At 57.9% G+C, this 19,855-nt stretch carries 17 protein-coding genes; 5 read left to right on the top strand and 12 right to left on the bottom strand.

Going from position 1 to position 19,855, the window contains the following annotated elements:
* Nucleotides 1-47 precede the first annotated feature (47 nt).
* The 8 genes from cysA to ACOTXD_RS03735 all read right to left on the bottom strand — a co-directional run bounded on the left by cysA (nucleotide 48) and on the right by ACOTXD_RS03735 (nucleotide 6,521).
* Nucleotides 48-1,142: a sulfate/thiosulfate ABC transporter ATP-binding protein CysA gene (gene cysA / locus ACOTXD_RS03770; protein ID WP_032659702.1), complete on the bottom strand. Its 1,095-nt coding sequence runs from the start codon at nucleotides 1,140-1,142 to the stop codon at nucleotides 48-50.
* The gene (gene cysW / locus ACOTXD_RS03765; RefSeq protein ID WP_023325019.1) at nucleotides 1,132-2,007 is read right to left on the bottom strand and encodes a sulfate/thiosulfate ABC transporter permease CysW; all 876 of its coding nucleotides are present in this window, start codon (nucleotides 2,005-2,007) and stop codon (nucleotides 1,132-1,134) included. Before cysW ends, cysA begins: the two co-directional genes overlap by 11 nt.
* Complete coding sequence (gene cysT, locus ACOTXD_RS03760) at nucleotides 2,007-2,840, bottom strand: sulfate/thiosulfate ABC transporter permease CysT (RefSeq protein WP_045330438.1); 834 nt, start codon at nucleotides 2,838-2,840, stop codon at nucleotides 2,007-2,009. Before cysT ends, cysW begins: the two co-directional genes overlap by 1 nt.
* The gene (locus ACOTXD_RS03755) at nucleotides 2,840-3,853 is read right to left on the bottom strand and encodes a sulfate ABC transporter substrate-binding protein (protein ID WP_045894686.1); all 1,014 of its coding nucleotides are present in this window, start codon (nucleotides 3,851-3,853) and stop codon (nucleotides 2,840-2,842) included. The genes cysT and ACOTXD_RS03755 overlap by 1 nt, the downstream gene beginning before the upstream one ends.
* A gap of 175 nt (nucleotides 3,854-4,028) precedes the next feature.
* Nucleotides 4,029-4,928 carry a Dyp-type peroxidase gene (locus ACOTXD_RS03750; protein WP_061856660.1) on the bottom strand — a complete coding sequence of 300 codons (900 nt, stop codon included), beginning with the start codon at nucleotides 4,926-4,928 and terminating at the stop codon, nucleotides 4,029-4,031.
* A gap of 92 nt (nucleotides 4,929-5,020) precedes the next feature.
* On the bottom strand, nucleotides 5,021-5,596 hold the full coding sequence (locus ACOTXD_RS03745; RefSeq protein ID WP_421766370.1) for an RpoE-regulated lipoprotein: 576 nt from the start codon (nucleotides 5,594-5,596) through the stop codon (nucleotides 5,021-5,023).
* Between the two features lie 63 nt (nucleotides 5,597-5,659).
* Nucleotides 5,660-6,109 (bottom strand): DUF2919 domain-containing protein, encoded by a 450-nt coding sequence (locus tag ACOTXD_RS03740; RefSeq protein ID WP_023325021.1) that lies wholly within the window; start codon nucleotides 6,107-6,109, stop codon nucleotides 5,660-5,662.
* Nucleotides 6,096-6,521: a GNAT family acetyltransferase gene (locus ACOTXD_RS03735; RefSeq protein WP_003861292.1), complete on the bottom strand. Its 426-nt coding sequence runs from the start codon at nucleotides 6,519-6,521 to the stop codon at nucleotides 6,096-6,098. The genes ACOTXD_RS03740 and ACOTXD_RS03735 overlap by 14 nt, the downstream gene beginning before the upstream one ends.
* 212 nt (nucleotides 6,522-6,733) lie before the next feature.
* Here ACOTXD_RS03735 and amiA point away from each other — a divergent pair, with 212 nt between their 5' ends.
* Both amiA and hemF read left to right on the top strand, forming a co-directional pair.
* The gene (amiA, locus tag ACOTXD_RS03730) at nucleotides 6,734-7,609 is read left to right on the top strand and encodes an N-acetylmuramoyl-L-alanine amidase AmiA (RefSeq protein WP_023306670.1); all 876 of its coding nucleotides are present in this window, start codon (nucleotides 6,734-6,736) and stop codon (nucleotides 7,607-7,609) included.
* Nucleotides 7,609-8,508, top strand: coding sequence for an oxygen-dependent coproporphyrinogen oxidase (hemF, locus tag ACOTXD_RS03725; RefSeq protein ID WP_023325023.1), 900 nt, complete (start codon nucleotides 7,609-7,611; stop codon nucleotides 8,506-8,508). Before amiA ends, hemF begins: the two co-directional genes overlap by 1 nt.
* 110 nt (nucleotides 8,509-8,618) lie before the next feature.
* Here hemF and maeB read toward each other — a convergent pair whose 3' ends face one another.
* Nucleotides 8,619-10,898, bottom strand: a complete 2,280-nt coding sequence (gene maeB, locus ACOTXD_RS03720; protein ID WP_061856661.1) for an NADP-dependent oxaloacetate-decarboxylating malate dehydrogenase — start codon at nucleotides 10,896-10,898, stop codon at nucleotides 8,619-8,621.
* 286 nt (nucleotides 10,899-11,184) lie between these two features.
* Here maeB and tal point away from each other — a divergent pair, with 286 nt between their 5' ends.
* A complete protein-coding gene (gene tal / locus ACOTXD_RS03715) occupies nucleotides 11,185-12,135 on the top strand; it encodes a transaldolase (RefSeq protein WP_061856662.1) in 951 nt (316 codons plus the stop codon).
* A gap of 19 nt (nucleotides 12,136-12,154) precedes the next feature.
* Nucleotides 12,155-14,143, top strand: a complete 1,989-nt coding sequence (gene tkt, locus ACOTXD_RS03710) for a transketolase (protein ID WP_045337251.1) — start codon at nucleotides 12,155-12,157, stop codon at nucleotides 14,141-14,143.
* Nucleotides 14,144-14,202: 59 nt separating this feature from the next.
* Here tkt and ACOTXD_RS03705 read toward each other — a convergent pair whose 3' ends face one another.
* From ACOTXD_RS03705 to aegA, 3 genes are all read right to left on the bottom strand, one after another.
* Complete coding sequence (locus ACOTXD_RS03705; protein WP_061856663.1) at nucleotides 14,203-15,246, bottom strand: DUF1176 domain-containing protein; 1,044 nt, start codon at nucleotides 15,244-15,246, stop codon at nucleotides 14,203-14,205.
* Between the two features lie 106 nt (nucleotides 15,247-15,352).
* On the bottom strand, nucleotides 15,353-15,946 hold the full coding sequence (gene nudK, locus ACOTXD_RS03700) for a GDP-mannose pyrophosphatase NudK (protein ID WP_045328422.1): 594 nt from the start codon (nucleotides 15,944-15,946) through the stop codon (nucleotides 15,353-15,355).
* A gap of 67 nt (nucleotides 15,947-16,013) precedes the next feature.
* Nucleotides 16,014-17,990: a formate-dependent uric acid utilization protein AegA gene (aegA, locus tag ACOTXD_RS03695; protein ID WP_073970476.1), complete on the bottom strand. Its 1,977-nt coding sequence runs from the start codon at nucleotides 17,988-17,990 to the stop codon at nucleotides 16,014-16,016.
* Nucleotides 17,991-18,142: 152 nt separating this feature from the next.
* Here aegA and narQ point away from each other — a divergent pair, with 152 nt between their 5' ends.
* Nucleotides 18,143-19,837 (top strand): nitrate/nitrite two-component system sensor histidine kinase NarQ, encoded by a 1,695-nt coding sequence (narQ, locus tag ACOTXD_RS03690; RefSeq protein WP_023314626.1) that lies wholly within the window; start codon nucleotides 18,143-18,145, stop codon nucleotides 19,835-19,837.
* The last annotated feature ends 18 nt before the right edge of the window (nucleotides 19,838-19,855 follow it).

Here is a 19,855-nt window from a genome sequence, read left to right as displayed (position 1 = left end):
CCCGGTAAGCATCACGCCACCGGGCGAAAAACATACTCAATAACCTATCAGGCTGACTCCGCCAGAGCAATATCCTCGCGCGTCTCGATGCGCTCGTTGCCGTGATAAATGCGCGCGTGTTGCAGCCCCACAAACAGGCGTTCCCCCCGGTGCGGCGGCTCGTCGTCACGCATAACCACGGTCAGCGGCTCGGTGTACCAGCCCAGGGGCTGTACCACTAATTGGGTGTAGTGACCTTTAGGGCTAGCTTCCAGCACCTGCACCGGAAGCGGTGAATCCAGGCTGGTACGGCGGCTGACGTCCACTTCCCACGGACGCAGGAATAGATCCACCGGCCCCTGATGCGCGGAGGTATACCCCAGCGGCCAGCGGTGCGCGCCAACGTGGAACTGACCGCCGCGAATGGTGCCCTGAAGGCGGTTTACTTCTCCCATAAACTCCAGCACAAAGCGGGTCGCCGGTTCACGCCAGAGCTGCTCTGGCTCGTCAACCTGCTCAATGTTGCCCTGACTCATTACCACCACGCGGTCGGCCACTTCCATCGCCTCTTCCTGATCGTGGGTCACGAAAACGCTGGTGAACTGGAGTTCCTCATGCAGCTGACGCAGCCAACGACGCAGCTCTTTTCGCACCTGCGCATCCAGCGCGCCAAACGGTTCGTCCAGTAGCAGGATTTGCGGTTCAACGGCTAACGCACGCGCCAGCGCCACGCGCTGCTTCTGCCCGCCGGAAAGCTGAGCCGGGAAGCGGTCCGCCAGATGTGCAAGCTGCACCATCTCCAGCAGTTTGGTCACTTTCGCTTTGATGGCGGCGGCATCTGGACGTTCACGACGCGGCAGCACGGTCAGGCCAAACGCAATGTTGTCGAATACCGTCATGTGGCGGAACAGCGCGTAATGCTGGAATACAAAGCCCACTTTACGGTCGCGGGCATGCAGGCGGCTCACGTCCGTACCGTGGAAGCGGATATGTCCGCTGGTCTGGTGCTCAAGCCCGGCGATAATACGCAGCAGCGTGGTTTTACCGGAGCCAGACGGCCCCAGCAGCGCCACCATTTGTCCGGAAGGGATATCCAGCGAGATATCATTCAGCACCTGGGTGCGACCAAAAGACTTCTTAATATTGGCAATCTCAATGCTCATGATTTCCCTCCTGATGCTGACGTTTTTCCTGATTCTCTAAACGCCACTGCACCACACTCTTCAAAAACAGGGTCAAAATGGCCATCAGCGTCAGCAACGCTGCGGCAGTAAAGGAACCGACAGTGTTGTAGTCCTGTTCCAGTAATTCAATCTGTAACGGCAGCGACAGGGTTTCGCCGCGAATCGAGCCGGATACTACCGACACCGCGCCAAACTCACCGATCGCACGGGCGTTGGTCAGCACCACGCCGTAAAGCAGTGCCCAGCGGATATTCGGCAGCGTGACGCGGCGGAACATCTGCCAGCCGGAAGCGCCGAGCAGCACCGCGGCTTCATCTTCATGGCTGCCCTGGCTGAGCATCACTGGCACCAGCTCGCGCACCACGAACGGACAGGTGACAAAGACGGTCACCAGCACCATCCCCGGCCAGGCGAACATGATTTGCAGGTCGTGTTCATCCAGCCAGCCGCCCAGCGGGCCATTGGAGCCGTAGAAGAGCAGATAAACCAGACCCGCCACCACAGGAGACACCGCAAACGGGATATCCAGCAGGGTCAGCAGCAGCTGACGCCCCGGGAAGTTAAAGCGCGTTACCAGCCAGGCCAGCAATACGCCAAACAAAAGATTCACCGGGACAGTGATCAGGGCAATCATCACCGTCAGCCAGATGGCGTGGAGCATGTCCGGATCGGCCAGATTTTGCAGCGCGGGCATAATCCCTTTGCTGAAGGCCTGTACGAAGATGTACACCATCGGCACGACGAGAATGAATGCGGAGACCAGCACGCCGGTACCAATCAGAAACCATTTGCCCCAGTTGATGCGGGGCGCGTCATAGCGCTTCAATTGCGTAACTTCCGCCATCAGTGACCTACCACACGTCGACCAAAGCGACTTTGCAGAGTGTTAATCGAAAACAGTAGCAGCAGCGACGCGGCAAGGATCACCGAGGCAATCGCGCTCGCGGCCGGATAATCAAACTCCTGCAAACGGACAAAAATCATCAGCGAGGTCACTTCGGTTTTCCACGCGATGTTCCCGGCGATAAAAATGACCGCGCCAAATTCACCGAGGCTGCGGGTAAAGGAGAGCGCCACCCCCGCCAGCAAGGCCGGAGAAAGTTCCGGCAGAACAACCTTACGGAAACTCTGCCAGCGCGTGGCGCCCAGGGTTTCCGCGGCCTCTTCGTATTCAGGTCCTAACTCTTCCAGCACCGGCTGCACGGTACGCACCACAAACGGGATGCTGGTAAAGGCCATCGCCACCGCGATACCGAGCCAGGTATAGGTCACTTTGATATCAAACTTCGCCAGCCACTCACCGTAAAAGCCGTTCACGGAAAACAGCGACGCCAGCGTCAAACCGGCCACTGCCGTCGGCAGGGCAAAGGGCAGATCCATCAACGCGTCGAGCAGCGTGCGGCCCGGGAAGCGATAGCGGGTTAAGATCCACGCCATCAGCAGGCCAAACACGCCGTTAAAAATCGAGGCCACGAACGCAGACAGCAGCGTGACCTTATAGGCCGCCACCACCTGAGGATTGGTGACCACTTCCCAGTACTGGGACCAGCTCATCTCAGAGAGCTGCATCACCAGAGCGCTGAGCGGTAACAATAAAATCAGACAGACGAACAGCAGGCTGGTCCCGAGGCTTAAGGTAAAACCCGGCAGCACACGTCTTGTTGATCCTGCAAACATTACTTACGCCCCGCCGCCAGCAATTTGTCTAACTCACCGCCGCTGGCAAAATGCGTTTTCATCACCTCAGGCCAGGCACCGAAATGGTCTTCCACGCGGAACAGCTCGGTCTGCGGGAATTTGTCTTTCAGCTTGTTCATCACGTCCGGATTATTAACGCGGTAGTAATAGTCAGTAATCACCGTCTGCGCCTGCGGGCTGTACAGATAGTTGAGATAGGCTTTTGCCGCTTTATCAGTGCCGTTGGCTTTGACGTTTTTATCCACCCACGCCACCGGGAACTCGGCCAGAATGTTGGTTTTCGGGATAACCACTTCGAAGCCCTGCGCTTCGTACTGTTTACGAATATTGTTCACTTCGGATTCAAAGCTGATCAGCACGTCGCCCAGCCCGCGCTCGGCGAAAGTGGTGGTTGCGCCCCGGCCGCCGGTATCAAACACCTCGACGTTTTTCAGGAACTGGGTCATAAACTGTTCGGTTTTCGCTTTATCGTTACCGTCAGCTTTGTCCGCCGCGCCCCACGCCGCCAGATAGGTGTAACGTGCGTTGCCGGAGGTTTTCGGATTCGGGAAGATCAGCTTGACGTCAGAACGCACCAGGTCGTTCCAGTCGTGTATGTTTTTCGGGTTGCCCTTGCGCACCAGGAAGCCCATGGTGGAGTAGAACGGCGAACTGTTGTTCGGCAGGCGGCTTTGCCAGTCCGCCGGGATCAGCTTGCCTTTGTCGTGCAGGATCTGCACATCCGTGACCTGGTTGTAGGTCACCACATCGGCTTTCAGCCCCTGCAAAATGGCCAGCGCCTGCTTGGATGAGCCAGCGTGCGACTGTTTGATGGTCAGCTTGTCGCCGTTGTTCTCTTTCGCCCACTGCTGTTCAAATGCGGGATTAAGGGCGGCAAACAGCTCGCGCGAAACATCATAAGAACTGTTCAGCAACTCGGTTGCCTGCGCCTGCGCCACCAGCAGTAAACCTGCCAGTGCCAGCGATCCTTTTTTCAGTACAGTAACGGCCATTGCGCACCCTTATAAATGTGATGACTATCTTATAGTCATAATATTTATAACGGAGTCTAAAGGAGTAACGGTTTTATATACCGTTTGGTGATTTAGAAGCAGAAAAGGGAATAAGGGTGCGAGAGAAATTGCCGGGTGGCGCTAACGCTTACCCGGCCTACGAATGGAGAGCGATTTACAGCGCCAGCAGGCGCTCAACGGACGGCGCAAAGTAGTAGCCGCCAGTCACCGGACGGGTGAAGCGCAGCATGGCGTCACGCTTGCCGTCGGTATCGCCAAACATGCTCAGCAGCTGCTGTTCAATGTTGTAGAGGCGCGCGCAGTAAGCGCAGAAGTAAAGGCCGTGCGTACCGCTCGCGGTGCCGTACGGCAGGCTCTGGCGAACAATCTTCAGCCCCTTACCGTCTTCTTTAAGGTCAACGCGGGACAGGTGGGACGTGACCGGACGCGCATCGCCGTCAATCTCTTCATTGGCATCTTTGGTACGGCCAATCATCATCTCCTGGTCATGCACGCTCATGCGGTTGAGCTGCCTGAGGTTATGCTCCCAGCGCTGGACGAACACGTAGCTGCCGCCCGCGTCAACGCCATCCTTGATTACAGCCACCTCGCGGCGCGTCTCTTCCCCGGCCGGGTTTTCGGTGCCGTCGACGAAGCCGCTCAAATCGCGCTCTTCCACCCAGCGGAAACCGTGGATCTCTTCCTGCACGTCGATGCTGTCACCAAAGGCCTCAATCGCTGCCTGAGCGATGGAGAAGTTCACGTCGTGGCGCAGGGAGAGGATATGGATCAGGACGTCATACTGGGTGGCAGGCGCAAGACCTTTGCCATAAGGAATAAAATCTTTCAGCTCTTCTGCGCCTTCGCCGCCGCTCAGCTGACGCCAGACGGTATTGCCAAAGGCAACCACCGCGCCCAGATGGGCTTCGGGGAATTTGGCCTGGAAGGTGGCCAGTTTATCAAGGAAAACTTTGCTGGCCGCGCGCAGGGCATCCACATCCCCTTTGACGTTGGCTTCAATCCAAATCGCCGCGCGGCAATGTTCTGGCAAAATGCCACTCTGAACCTGAGACATCGCTCCTCCTGAAAAAAAGATGCCACGACTGCGTGGCATTGATGGCGGCTATTATACCTGGATTTCAGCGAGGCGGCTTGCTCAGGCGCAAATTACTGCTTCCAGATAATTTTGCTCACTTTCCACTTTTTCAGGGTGTCGTCAGACGGCATTAACCCTTCCGGACCGTTCCAGGTGCCGCTGAATACATAGCTAATGTGCTGGCTGCCGTCGGCCTTACACTCGACCGCCACGCTCTCCTCCGACGGCACACTGGCGCAGTGGCCAAACGCTTTCTGGTAGAGCTCGCCAAACGGCGTACCTACCTTCACGCCACCTGAGGTCGGGATCTCTTCATCCATCACCGCAATGCGGTTGACCGTAGCTTTATCGCCGTTGATGACCATCGCCACATTGTCGTCTTTCAACGCTTCGAAATAGCGCACGATGTTGCCGTTCTCGGTTTTCATGCCGCTGCGCAGGCGATAATCACTGCCGATGGCATCCTGAATGGCATCCTGATCCAGCGCCGTCGAGGCGGTAATTTTGCCCACGCCCTGCTCGGTCACTTCCGTTGAGGATCCAAACCAGTTCCACGGATAGGCCGCAGACCAGTTGATGGATGAGAGCGTGGAACAGCCGGTTAACGCCAGCGGGAGAGCGCATAAAAGTAAACGCAGCGATTTCATTGAGACGTCCTTACGTAGTAAATCAACGCTTGTTGGAGTGCAGTATCGGCAAAAAGTGCCGTTTTAATCTGGCTCTTGCGTAAAACAGGCGCGTAAACGGGGATTCGTGACCAGCCACAGCAGCGCGACAATATCCGCCACCACCAGCGCAATCCCGATACCTGATAGCGGCTCGCCGTACAGCCAGAGCACGGGCTGCCAGACCAGGAGCACAACCTGCGCCAGAATCAATAGCCAGCGAAGTGCGCGCCAGAAGCGCGGGAGGAACTGCCGCCGTCCGCTGCACAGGAACGCCAGCACCGCCGGTACACCGGGCAGTAACCCCAGCCAGAACGCATCGTGATCGGGATAAAAGAGATTCAGTAGCGTATCGCCCTGCCCGCGCGACGCGCCAGCCATCACGAACAGCACCCAGGTGCGGGCCTGCAACAGCAGAACGCACCAGAACAAAAAAGGCAGACGCAGACGACCGTGAACATCATAGTCGCCAGGGTGGAACTCAGTACTCTTCATCTTCGATCAGGCGCTTACCCAGCGTCAGTACATCCGCATGCTCGTAGCCCAGACGTTCATACATGCCCAGCACCACGTCGTTATCTTCCCGGACCATAATCTGGATTTTCGGGCAGCCACGGGCGATCAGCTTCTTTTCCAGACGGTTAAGCAGCGCGTTGGCGATGCCGCGCGCGCGGTATTCCGGGTGCACGCCCAGATAGTAGGCCGAGCCGCGGTGGCCGTCGTACCCGCCCATCACCGTCCCGACTACTTCGCCGTTGACCTCAGCGACCAGAAACAGACTGACGTCGTGATTCACCTTCCGTTCGATGTCCATCTCCGGATCGTTCCACGGACGCAGCAGATCGCAGCGCTCCCAAAGGGTGATCACCTCTTCGAAATCTTCCTGGCGAAAAACGCGTATCTCCATGGTATTAACCGCCTTTTCGGGTTTAAAAACAGTGATTATGGCGTGAACAAGGCATTTAGCCAATAACCGGGGAAAAACTCGCCAAAATTTGGCATAATGTCACTTTGTCACGTATTGAAATGAAAAGTAAAACAATTCTCAATAAGGAATGTCGTCACGCAAAACGCGATACGATATAACACCAGGACCCCAATTTTTACAATTCAGGCCGCATGAGCACATTCAAACCATTAAAAGCACTCACATCGCGTCGTCAGGTTCTCAAAGCGGGGCTGGCGGCCTTAACGTTATCGGGTATCGCAAAGCAGGCTCAGGCAAAAGAAGAGAGCACGCTTAAAACCAGTAACGGACACAGCAAGCCGAAAACCAAAAAAGCCGGCGCAAAGCGTCTGGTCATGCTCGATCCAGGCCACGGCGGGATCGACACCGGCGCCATTGGCCGAAACGGTTCGAAAGAAAAACACGTCGTGCTGGCAATTGCAAAAAATGTGCGCGCAATTTTACGCAGCAACGGTATTGACGCCCGCCTGACGCGCACGGGCGACACGTTTATCCCGCTGTACGATCGCGTGGAGATTGCCCACAAGCACGGCGCAGACCTGTTTATGTCCATTCACGCGGATGGCTTCACAAACCCTTCCGCCGCAGGCGCCTCGGTGTTCGCTCTCTCCAACCGTGGCGCCAGTAGCGCCATGGCGAAATACCTCTCCGATCGTGAAAACCGGGCGGATGAAGTGGCCGGGAAAAAAGCTACCGACAAAGACCATCTGTTACAGCAGGTTCTGTTTGATCTCGTGCAGACCGATACCATCAAAAACAGCCTGACGCTCGGCTCGCATATCCTTAAACGGATTAAGCCCGTGCACCGTCTGCACAGCAAAAGCACCGAGCAGGCCGCGTTTGTGGTGCTGAAGTCCCCGTCCATACCGTCCGTGCTGGTGGAAACCTCGTTCATTACCAACCCGGAAGAAGAGCGTTTACTCGGCACTAAGGCGTTTCGTCAGAAGATCGCGAACGCCATCGCCTCCGGGGTCATCAGTTATTTCAACTGGTTCGATAATCAAAAAGCGCACTCCAGGAAACGTTGATGAAACCGAATGCACAGCTGGTCAAAACTTTCCTGATGCAGCTACAGGACGCGATTTGCCAGAAACTTTCCGCCGCAGACGGCGGTGAATTTCAGGAAGACGCCTGGCAGCGCGAAGCGGGCGGCGGCGGGCGCAGCCGCGTGCTGCGTAACGGCGGTATTTTTGAACAGGCCGGGGTCAACTTCTCCCACGTCCACGGTGATGCAATGCCAGCGTCCGCCACGGCGCATCGGCCTGAACTGGCGGGCCGCAGCTTCGAGGCGATGGGCGTCTCGCTGGTGGTGCATCCGCATAACCCGTTTGTGCCAACCAGCCACGCCAACGTGCGCTTTTTCATCGCGGAAAAACCGGGGGCCGATCCGGTCTGGTGGTTTGGTGGCGGTTTCGACTTAACGCCTTACTATGGCTTCGAAGAGGACGCCGTGCACTGGCACACCACCGCGCGCGACCTCTGCCTGCCGTTTGGCGAAGACGTTTACCCGAAATACAAAAAGTGGTGCGATGACTATTTCTATCTGAAGCACCGCGACGAGCAGCGCGGCATCGGCGGACTGTTCTTTGACGATCTCAACACCCCGGATTTTGATACCGCATTCAGCTTTATGCGCGCGGTGGGTGAAGGCTTTACCGATGCCTATCTGCCGATTGTCGAACGCCGCAAAAACACCGACTACGGCGTGCGCGAGCGTGAGTTCCAGCTTTACCGCCGCGGGCGCTACGTGGAGTTTAACCTGGTATGGGATCGCGGGACGCTGTTTGGCCTGCAAACCGGTGGGCGCACGGAGTCCATTCTGATGTCGATGCCGCCGCTGGTGCGCTGGGAATACAGCTACGCGCCAAAAGAAGGCAGCCCGGAGGCTGCCTTAAGTGAGTTTATTCGGGTTCGGGACTGGGTGTAACCCTTACCCCTCACCCCGGCCCTCTCCCCAAAGGGGCGAGGGTGAAAAGACGGCTCGGAGCTGTCCCCTCTCCCCTCAGGGGAGAGGGTTAGGGTGAGGGGTGGGGTTAATTACAGCGGCTGCGTCTGTGCCTCAACCACCGCCAGCGCCACCATGTTGACGATACGACGCACGGAGGCAATCGGCGTTAACACATGCACCGGTTTTGACACCCCCATCAGCACTGGCCCTACGGTCACCCCTTCAGAACTCGACACACGCAGCAGGTTATAGCTGATACGCGCCGCTTCTACGTTCGGCATAATCAGCACGTTCGCCGAGCCTTTCAGCGGGCTGTCCGGCATGCGTTCATTACGGATGCTCTCCACCAGCGCGGCGTCGCCGTGCATCTCGCCGTCGATCATCAGCTCCGGCGCACGCTCGCGCACCAGGTCCAGCGTCTGGCGCATTTTGCACGCCGCCGCGGATTTGGATGACCCGAAGTTAGAGTGCGACAGCAGCGCCACTTTCGGCTCGATACCAAAGCGGCGCACGGTTTCCGCCGCCATCACGGTGATTTCCGCCAGTTCCTCCGGGGAAGGATCGTCGTTGACGTAGGTATCGGCGATAAAGGTGTTACCGCTTGGCAGCAGCAGCGCGTTCATTGCGCCGGCAGTATGGGCGCCCTCGCGATAGCCGAAGATCTCCTGCACCACGCTGAAATGCTCATGGTACTCGCCGATGGTGCCGCAGATCAGCGCATCCGCCTCACCGCGATGAACCATGATCGCGCCGATCACCGTGGTATTGCTGATCACCGCCCGCTGCGCCTGCTCCTGGGTGATCCCGCGACGCTTCATGATCGAATAGTATTCGTTCCAGTACTCTTTGAAGCGCGGATCGGATTCGTTATTGACGATCTCAAAGTCGACGCCCGGCTTAATTTGCAGGCCCAGCTTCTGAATACGCATCTCGATCACGCTCGGACGACCAATCAGGATCGGTTTCGCCAGCCCTAAGGTGATCAGCTCCTGCGTGGCATGCAGCACGCGCGCCTCTTCCCCTTCCGCCAGCACCACGCGCTTCGCGTCAGCGCGCGCCTGGGAGAAGATCGGCTTCATAAACAGGTTGGTTTTGTAAACGAACTCGGTGAGTTTATCGACGTAGGCATCGAAATCTTCAATCGGCCGCGTCGCCACGCCGGAGTCCATCGCCGCTTTAGCCACCGCTGGCGCGATCTTCACGATCAGACGCGGGTCAAATGGTTTAGGGATAATGTAGTCGGGGCCGAAGCTCAGATCCTGATCGCCGTAGGCGGAGGCCACCACTTCGCTCTGCTCGGCGTGCGCCAGCTCTGCGATAGCATGAACGGCGGCGAGCTTCATCTCTTCGTTGATTGCCGTAGCGCCGACGTCCAGCGCACCGCGGAAGATGAACGGGAAGCAGAGCACGTTGTTCACCTGGTTCGGGTAGTCCGAACGTCCGGTGCAGATGATCGCGTCTTCACGCACCGCCTTCGCCAGCGGCGGCAGAATTTCAGGCTCCGGGTTCGCCAGGGCCAGGATCATTGGCGCGCGCGCCATCTTCTGCACCATCTCCTGGGTCAGCACTTTCGGGCCTGAACAGCCGAGGAAAATGTCGGCACCTTCAATGACGTCTTCTAGCGTGCGCTTGCCGTCGTCTTCCACCGCATAGGCCGCCTTGGTTTCCGCCATGTCTGGCTCGCGGTCTTTGTAGATCACGCCCTTGGAGTCGCAGACCACAATATTGTGCTTCTGCATGCCCAGCGCCACCAACAGGTTCATACAGGCGATGGCCGCGGCGCCTGCGCCGGAGACCACCATGCGCACGTCGGAGAGATTTTTCTCTACCACGCGCAGGCCGTTCAGAATGGCGGCGGTACTGATAATCGCCGTGCCGTGCTGGTCGTCATGGAACACGGGAATATTCATACGCTCGCGCAGCTTCTGCTCGATATAGAAACATTCCGGCGCTTTGATGTCTTCCAGGTTGATGCCGCCGAAGGTCGGCTCCAGCGCCGCCACCACGTTGATGAATTTATCCGGATCCAGTTCGTCCACTTCGATATCGAAGACGTCGATACCGGCAAATTTCTTAAACAGAACGCCCTTCCCTTCCATCACCGGCTTACCGGCCAGCGCACCGATGTTCCCTAACCCCAGCACCGCCGTACCGTTAGAGATAACGGCCACCAGGTTGCCACGGGCGGTGTATTTGTACGCTGCCAGCGGATCTTTTTCGATTTCCAGGCACGGAGCAGCCACGCCTGGCGAGTAGGCCAGCGCCAGATCGCGCTGGGTCGCCAGCGGTTTGGTCGGGGATACCTGGATTTTACCCGGAACAGGAAACTCGTGAAAATCGAGAGCGCTTTGTTTTAACTGATCATCCATCTTGTTATTCCTTTCACGTTTCGGTCAAAAAGGGTGATGTTGACGTTCCTATGCACACCCTGGTGTGCCGCATAGTATCGCCGCAGGCAGGCTCCTAAACTTTGAAGGCTGCCAAACTCTCACCATTGCAGAATAAAAATTGTTATCAATTTATAACAACCATGTTACCCGTCTCAGACAGCAATGCCTCCCCCGTCTGCTATGCTTTTTTGTTAAGTCCATCATGATTTTCTCAGAAGTGTGAACTAACGCACTCGACTAACTCTTTTATTTCCAAGGAGTAATTATGAACCAGCTAGACGGCATCAAACAATTTACCACCGTGGTTGCAGACAGCGGCGACATCGAGTCGATTCGTCACTACCAGCCGGAAGACGCGACCACCAACCCCTCGCTGCTGCTCAAGGCGGCCGGTCTTGCGCACTTTAGTCATCTGATTGATGACGCCCTTACCTATGGCAAACAGCGCGGGCAAACGCAGGAGCAGCAGGTCGCCGAGGCCAGCGACAAGCTGGCGGTCAATATCGGTGCGGAAATTCTTAAAAGCATACCGGGACGCGTCTCCACCGAAGTGGACGCCCGCCTCTCGTTTGACCAGGAAAAGAGCATCAACAAGGCTCGCCGCCTGGTGGAACTCTACCAGGAGCAGGGGATCGATAAGTCACGCATCCTGATCAAGCTTGCGTCTACCTGGGAAGGCATCCGCGCGGCGGAAGTGCTGGAGAAAGAGGGGATCCACTGCAACCTGACGCTGCTGTTCTCCTTCGCCCAGGCGCGTGCCTGCGCCGAAGCGGGCGTGTTCCTGATTTCACCGTTTGTCGGACGTATCTACGACTGGTATCAGGCGAAACAGCCAATGGATCCGTACGTGGTGGAAGAAGATCCTGGCGTAAAATCGGTGCGTAATATCTACGATTATTACAAGCAGCACCGCTACGAAACCATCGTGATGGGGGCCAGCTTCCGCCGCACCGAGCAGATCCTGGCGCTCGCGGGCTGCGACCGGCTGACCATCTCCCCTGACCTGCTGAAAAAGCTTCAGGAGAGTGAAGAGACGGTGATCCGCAAGCTTGTGCCGACCTCTACCGTTCTGCCAAAACCAAAACCCATGACCGAAGCGGAATTCCGCTGGGAGCACAATCAGGACCCAATGGCCGTGGAAAAACTGGCGGACGGCATCCGTCAGTTCGCCGTCGACCAGCGCAAACTCGAAGATCTTCTCGCTGCCAAACTTTAACCTTGCCACGGAGTGAACTATGTCCCGTAAAGAGCTCGCCAACGCCATTCGCGCCCTCAGCATGGATGCCGTACAAAAAGCCAATTCCGGCCACCCTGGCGCCCCCATGGGTATGGCTGATATTGCCGAAGTGCTGTGGAACGACTTCCTCAAGCACAACCCGACCGATCCGACCTGGTACGATCGCGACCGTTTTATTCTCTCCAACGGTCACGCCTCGATGCTGCTCTACAGCCTGCTGCACCTCTCCGGCTACGACCTGCCGCTTGAGGAGTTAAAAAACTTCCGCCAGCTGCACTCCAAAACGCCGGGCCACCCGGAGATCGGCTATACGCCGGGTGTTGAAACCACTACCGGCCCGCTGGGCCAGGGGCTGGCGAATGCCGTCGGCCTGGCGATTGCAGAGCGTACGCTGGCCGCGCAGTTCAACCAGCCCGACCACGAGATTGTCGATCACTACACCTATGTCTTTATGGGTGATGGCTGCCTGATGGAGGGGATCTCCCACGAGGTCTGCTCGCTGGCGGGCACCCTGGGCCTGGGCAAGCTGATTGGCTTCTACGATCACAACGGTATCTCCATTGACGGGGAAACCGAGGGCTGGTTTACCGACGACACGGCAAAACGCTTTGAAGCCTATCACTGGCACGTGGTGCACGAGATCGACGGTCACGATCCTGAGGCGGTGAAAAAAGCGATTCAGGAAGCGCAGAGCGTGAAGGACAAACCGTCCCTGATCATCTGCCGCACCACCATCGGCTTCGGCTCGCCGAACAAAGCGGGCAAAGAAGAGGCGCACGGTGCGGCGCTGGGTGAAGAGGAAGTGGCGCTGACCCGCCAGAAACTGGGCTGGAAACACCCGGCCTTTGAGATCCCAAAAGAGATCTACAAGGCCTGGGATGCTCGCGAAACAGGTGAAAAAGCGCAGCAGGCCTGGAACGAGAAGTTTGCCGCTTACAAAAAAGCGTATCCGGATCTGGCGGCTGAGTTTACCCGCCGCATGAGCGGCGGCCTGCCGGAAGACTGGGAAGAGAAAACCCAGGCGCTGATTGAAAACCTGCAATCCAACCCGGCGAAAATTGCCACCCGTAAGGCATCACAAAACACCCTGAACGGAATTGGCCCAATCCTGCCCGAACTGCTGGGCGGATCGGCGGATCTGGCGCCAAGTAACCTTACCATCTGGTCCGGCTCTAAATCTCTGAAGGAGGACATTGCCGGGAACTACATCCACTACGGCGTGCGCGAGTTCGGGATGACCGCCATTGCCAACGGCATCGCCCACCATGGCGGCTTCGTGCCGTACACCGCTACCTTCCTGATGTTTGTCGAATATGCCCGTAACGCGGCGCGTATGGCGGCTCTGATGAAGGCGCGGCAAATCATGGTGTACACCCACGACTCCATCGGACTGGGTGAAGATGGGCCGACGCACCAGGCGGTAGAGCAGCTGGCGAGCCTGCGCCTGACGCCAAACTTCAGTACCTGGCGTCCGTGCGATCAGGTTGAAGCGGCAGTGGGCTGGAAGCTGGCCGTAGAGCGTCATAACGGACCCACGGCGCTGATCCTGTCGCGCCAGAACCTGGCGCAGATCGAGCGCACGCCGGAGCAGGTGAAAAATATCGCCCGCGGCGGGTACATCCTGAAAGACAGCGGCGGCAAGCCAGACGTGATCCTGATTGCCACCGGTTCAGAGGTGGAAATCACGGTAAAAGCGGCGGAGAAACTAACCGCCGAGGGTCACGCGGTGCGCGTGGTTTCCCTGCCTTCAACGGATATCTTTGATGCCCAGGATGAGGCGTACCGCGAATCGGTGCTGCCTTCAAACGTCGCGGCGCGCGTGGCGGTTGAAGCTGGCATTGCCGACTACTGGTACAAATATGTGGGTCTGAAAGGGGCGATTGTCGGCATGAAGGGTTACGGTGAATCCGCCCCGGCCGATAAGCTGTTCCCGTACTTCGGCTTTACCGTTGAGAACGTAGTGGAGAAGGCGCTGAGCGTGCTATAGTGCGATCTGCGTTGCCGGGTGGCGGCTGCGCCTGACCCGGCCTACAAATCGGCAAAACCCTACCTTGTGATCCACAGCGTGGGCCAGGCATCTGGCCCATTCCAGTTATCACAGCTTGGCTCTTCCGCGTAGCGTACCAGACGGAAGCGCTGGCCGTTAAAACGCCAGCGGGTCTGGATCCCACAGTCGCCAATCCCGCGTCCCAGCGCCAGCGTGGTCAGCTCGCGCGTTTTTTCATCGAAGCTGGCATTCATCAGCTCCATGTCGCTACTCTGGCTGGAAGGGGTAAACGGCAGACGCAATCTCACGCTCCTGGCCGCAAACGGTTTTTTACGCGACACCAGCCACGCCAGGTCGACGGTGTTGTACGCCCCCGCCTCACAGCTGATGATCATCAGCGCTTTGTCATCGGTCAGCGCGGTCACGCGCACCTCACGCCGGTTCGGATCGAGAGAGCACTGGCTGTGGTTCATGCGCCAGTTACCGTAATCCAGCAGATCGTTCAATTCGTTATGCGTCAGCGGCGTTGGCGTGGGGTTCACCACCGCCACCTTTTTTAATGCCGGCGCAGGCGGCACGCTCAGCGGTGGACTATCCCCTTTTTTAATCCATGCCGTTTCACTTCCGACGCGTTTTTGCTGGGCATCGATAAACAGCAGCGCCGCTTTCAGCCCGGCCAGAGAGATTGTCTGCTTCCCCCCGCGCAGAGTCAGCGCCTGACCTTCCTGAATGGTTTTCAGAAACGTGGTGATGGTGCCCGTATCGTCTGTTTTAAGATGCCAGGGGGTTAACTGCCAGTGTTGCGACGTGAGTTTAAGCGGCACATTGTCGAGCAGCAGGCGCGGGGCGATGTCAGGCTCTTTCACCGGAGGCGCCGAAAGCCCACCGAGATCAATGCGCAGGCTGGCGTCCGTTTTTGCCCCCGCACTGCGGCTCAGCGTCATGACCAGACCGCGATGCTCGCCAGTGTTGCGCGCTACGCAGAAGTTCTGGTTATTGCAGGTCACCTGCCAGTCAGAAAAAGACTGCTGCGCAGGCGCAGCCCACACCCGAGGTGCGGGAAGCACGCAAATGAAGAAGAGAAGAAAAACGCAGTAGCGCATGAACGGCACAGCCCCGGAAACGAATAGGTCAATCTGGGGCGTATCTTCGTGCCCTGGGCGGGCTGGCTCAATCGGATTTATCGGATAGATTTATCTGAAATACAACTTATCGCGCTACCGCCGCCGCATTCATCAGCCCGCTGGTTTGCAGATATTGCAACAGGATCACCGCTTTACCGTCGCGGATCTCGCCGCGTTTCACCATGTCGACAGCCTGCGCGAAAGGCATTTCCAGCACTTCAATGTCTTCATCGTCCACGCCGCCGCCCCGGTGCGTGCGCTGGGCATCGGTATATTCCGCAATGAAGAAGTGGATCAGCTCGGTAACCCCGCCAGGGGACATAAACAGCTCAAAGACTTTCTGCACCGCCCCCACTTCAAAGCCCGTCTCCTCAATGGCTTCTTTGCGGATACACACTTCCGGCTCATCGTCATCCAGCAGACCTGCACAGGTTTCAATCAGACGTCCGTCCGCGTTGCCATTGACCCATGTCGCGATGCGAAACTGGCGGATCAGCACCACGCTTTGCTTTTCACGGTTATACAGCAGAATGGTTGCACCATTGCCCCGGTCGTAGACTTCGCGTTTATGGCGAATGACGTCCCCGTTCTTACGGGTAAGATCGTAAGTGATGTTACGCAGGACAAAGTAATTTTCAGAAAGGATTTTGTCTTTAATAACGCTAATGTTCAGGGACATACGGGCTCCACGGCAAAATGAGTCTGTTTATACTACGCCGTGAAGCCCGCTTTGTCGCCCGTCTGCGTTAATGCATGTTGCGCGGCGGCACGCCAAGCCAGTCCATGATCCCCTGCGCGGCATGGCGCCCTTCCGCCATCGCGGTGACCACCAGATCCGCACCGCGTACCGCATCACCGCCAGCAAAAATCTGCGGATTCGAGGTCTGGTAGCGATAACGGCTCTCCACGGAGGCCCTGATGCGCCCCCAGTCGTCGGTGTCGACGCCCTGCGCCTGAAGCCACGGCATGGCGTGCGGATTAAACCCAAACGCCATGATCACCGCATCCGCTGGCATGACAAACTCACTGCCCGCCACCGGGACAGGACGCCGCCGCCCCTGCGCATCCGGCTCGCCCAGACGGGTGCGCAGCATCCGGATACCGTTCACCTTCCCGTCGGCATCCAGCGTGAGCTCAACCGGCTGGACATTAAATTCAAACGCCGCGCCCTCTTCTTTCGCGTTTTTAACCTCTTTCTTTGAGCCCGGCATGTTGGCCTCGTCCCGCCGATAGGCGCAGGTGACTTTCGCCGCGCCATGCCGCAGCGCGGTGCGCACGCAGTCCATCGCCGTATCGCCCCCGCCGAGCACCACCACGTTTAACCCCTGCGTGTCGATAAACGGCTCGTCTGCGGCAGGGTCAAGGCCCATCACGTTCCGCGTGTTTGCCACTAAAAACGGCAGCGCGTCGTACACGCCCGGCGCGTCTTCGTGAGGGATACCCGCTTTCATGGAACGATAGGTCCCTACGCCGATGAACAGGGCATCGTAGTCGTTTTGCAGTTGGGCCATCGATACGTCTTTTCCCACCTCGCAGTTCAGCTCGAAGCGGATGCCCATCGCGCTGAATATCTCTCTGCGCCGCGCTAACAGGGATTTATCCAGCTTGAAGGCCGGAATACCAAAGGTCAGCAATCCGCCGATTTCCGGATGGCGATCGTAGACCGTCACACCGACGCCGCTGCGCACCAGTACGTCGGCGCAGGCCAGCCCTGCCGGACCGGCACCGATGATGGCGACGCGCTTACCGACCGGTTTAACGTGGCTGACGTCCGGCGTCCAGCCCATCGCCAGCGCCCGATCCGAGATATACCGTTCGATATTCCCGATGGTTACCGCCCCTGACGCATCCCGCAGGGTGCAGGCGCCTTCACATAATCGATCCTGTGGACAGACGCGGCCGGTAATTTCCGGTAAACAGTTAGTCTGGTGAGAAAGCTCAGCCGCACCGATGATATCCCCCGCCCTGATCCGCTCAATCCACTGTGGAATATGGTTATGCAGCGGGCAGGTCCACTCGCAAATGCTGTGGTCGCCACATTTCAGGCACCGGGATGCTTCGCGCTGCGCCTGTTCCGGGCGAAACGGCAGGTAGATCTCGTTAAAATGACCTGCGCGCGCGTCGGGGCTGAGCTTTTCCGGCTCACCGCGCGCCGGGGTGTTTTGCATCTGTTGCCGTTTGGTTTGCGGAGGGACTGACTGAACCGCCTCGCTGTGCCACGGCAGCGCGTCCAGCCTTGCGCTGCGCTGTCGACGCTGTTTAACCAGCTTATCCAGCACGGCTGGGGTGGCGAGCGTAAGCACCTCTGCCGGGCAGTTTTCAACGCAGGCCGGGCCTTGCGGCCTTTCCAGGCAGAGGTCGCATTTGTGCGCCGAGGCCTTTACGCTGTCGTTTTCCAGCGGGGCGATCAGCATGTCCATCGTGCCAAACGGACAGGCCACCACGCAGGCTTTACAGCCAATGCATTTTTGTTGATTGACCTGTACGCTGTCGCTGTGTTGCGTGATGGCTCCGTTCGGGCAGCTTTGCGCGCAGGGCGCGTTTTCACAGTGGTGGCAGGTCACGGGGCTTTTTCGCAAGCCTGAGGTAAGGACCGTAATGCGGGGATGAAAATGGCGCTCGCTCAGCGCGTGCTGCTCCCCGTTGTGCGCCATCACACAGGCAACTTCGCAGGTGCGACAACCGATACACTGTTGAGCGTTGGCCATAATAAAACGATTCATAACAACACCTGTTTTTGGTTCAATAACCTTATTCTTTCTATTGTTATCGTATTTACCCACAGTGGCATGGCGACGCAATGTTCAAATGCCCTGGAAGGCGAACTATTTCCAGTGAACCTGTGGCAGATCAATTTAATTCAGGAAGCCGATGAGTGACCGTTAAACGCCCCGTATCGGGAAGCCTGGCCCGGGCTTTCTTTTCGATGATTGTCTTGTCCGTTCTGATCAGCGCCATTGCGCTGGTTACACTCGCCAGCAGCCAGCGCGACGCCGAGGCGATTAACATTGCCGGTTCGCTGCGTATGCAGAGCTACCGCCTGGGCTACGAGTTGCAGCGCGCCAGCCCGTCGCTGGCGGAGCACCGTGCGTTCTGGCAGAAAACGCTGAGCGCGCCTGCGTTGCAGAAGCTAAACCGCTGGTACGTGCCAGAGGACGTCAAACAGCGTTACCAGCAGTTGCACCTTGGCTGGCAGGAGATGGACACGCGAATCGCCAGCGGCGATACCGGGTGGTATCAGAGCCACATTGAGGATTTTGTGGGCCGGATAGATGCCTTTGTGCTGGCGCTACAGCACTACACCGAACATAAAATTCAGCTGGTGATTTTCATGTCGCTGACGGGCGGCCTGGGCATCCTGCTGCTGGCGGTGGTGACCCTGCGGCGCATCCGCCGTCAGGTTGTGCTGCCGCTGAATAATCTGGTGGCAGCGAGCGAACGTATCGAACAGGGGCAGTTCGACACCCCCGCACCGGATATTATGCTTCCCAACGAGCTGGGCCAGCTTTCCCGCGCCTTCAACCATATGTCGGCGGAATTACACACCCTGTACCGTTCCCTGGAGCACTCCGTTGCCGAAAAAACCCGCCACCTGAATGAAGCGCATCAGCAGCTTGAAATGCTGTTCAAATGCTCACAGGCGTTGAATACCGGGCAGATAGACAGCCACTGCTTCCGGCATATTTTGCAGATTGTACATGACTATACGCAGATGAATTACCTGCAATTGCGCACCAGTGACGACTGGCAGCTTTACGAAGGACAGGAGTCCCCGGGCGAGAAAATGCACAATTTACCGGTATTAATGCAGGACACCCTGTACGGCGAACTGCGCTGGCAAAGCGCGACCGGGGATGTTCCGCTGCCGCTCATGGAAAGCGTGGCGACGATGCTGGGCCGGGGGCTCTATTTCAATCAGGCGCAGAAACATTATCAGCAGTTGCTGCTGATGGAAGAGCGCGCCACCATCGCGCGCGAGTTGCATGATTCGCTGGCGCAGGTGCTCTCCTATTTGCGTATTCAGCTTACGCTGCTGAAGCATGCCGTGCCGGGCGACAATGCCCCGGCGCAGGCCATCATTACGGACTTCTCCCGCGAGCTGAATAACGCCTGGCATCAGCTACGCGAGCTGCTCACCACCTTCCGCCTGACGCTCAATCACGCCAATCTTCCTGCCGCGCTACAGGAGTCTCTTGACGGGTTGCAAAGCCAGACCAGCGCGAAGTTGGTGCTCGACTGCCGTCTCTCATCGCTGGCGCTGGACGCGCAAAAACAGGTGCACCTCTTACAGATTGTGCGTGAGGCAGTGCTGAATGCGATTAAACATGCCGACGCGAGCGAGATTGTGGTCAGCTGCGTCACCACCGCGGACGGCACTCACACAGTCACGATCCGCGACAACGGTATTGGTATCGGCGACGCCAGTGAACCGCCGGGACATTACGGGCTGAATATCATGCGCGAACGCGCGGGACGGCTCGGCGGGACATTACACTTTTCTCAGCCGCCACAGGGTGGGACACAGGTCAGCGTAACGTTCCGGACGCCTGCGGCGCAGGCTGAAAAATAGTGGGAAAGAAGGCGCGCT

The sequence above is a fragment of the Enterobacter cloacae complex sp. CDL013 genome, from assembly GCF_049238805.1.
In the GTDB taxonomy this organism is placed as follows: Bacteria; Pseudomonadota; Gammaproteobacteria; order Enterobacterales; family Enterobacteriaceae; genus Enterobacter; species Enterobacter hormaechei_C.
Note: the sequence above shows the minus strand (reverse complement) of the source record. Positions and strands in the feature narration are given on the sequence as shown.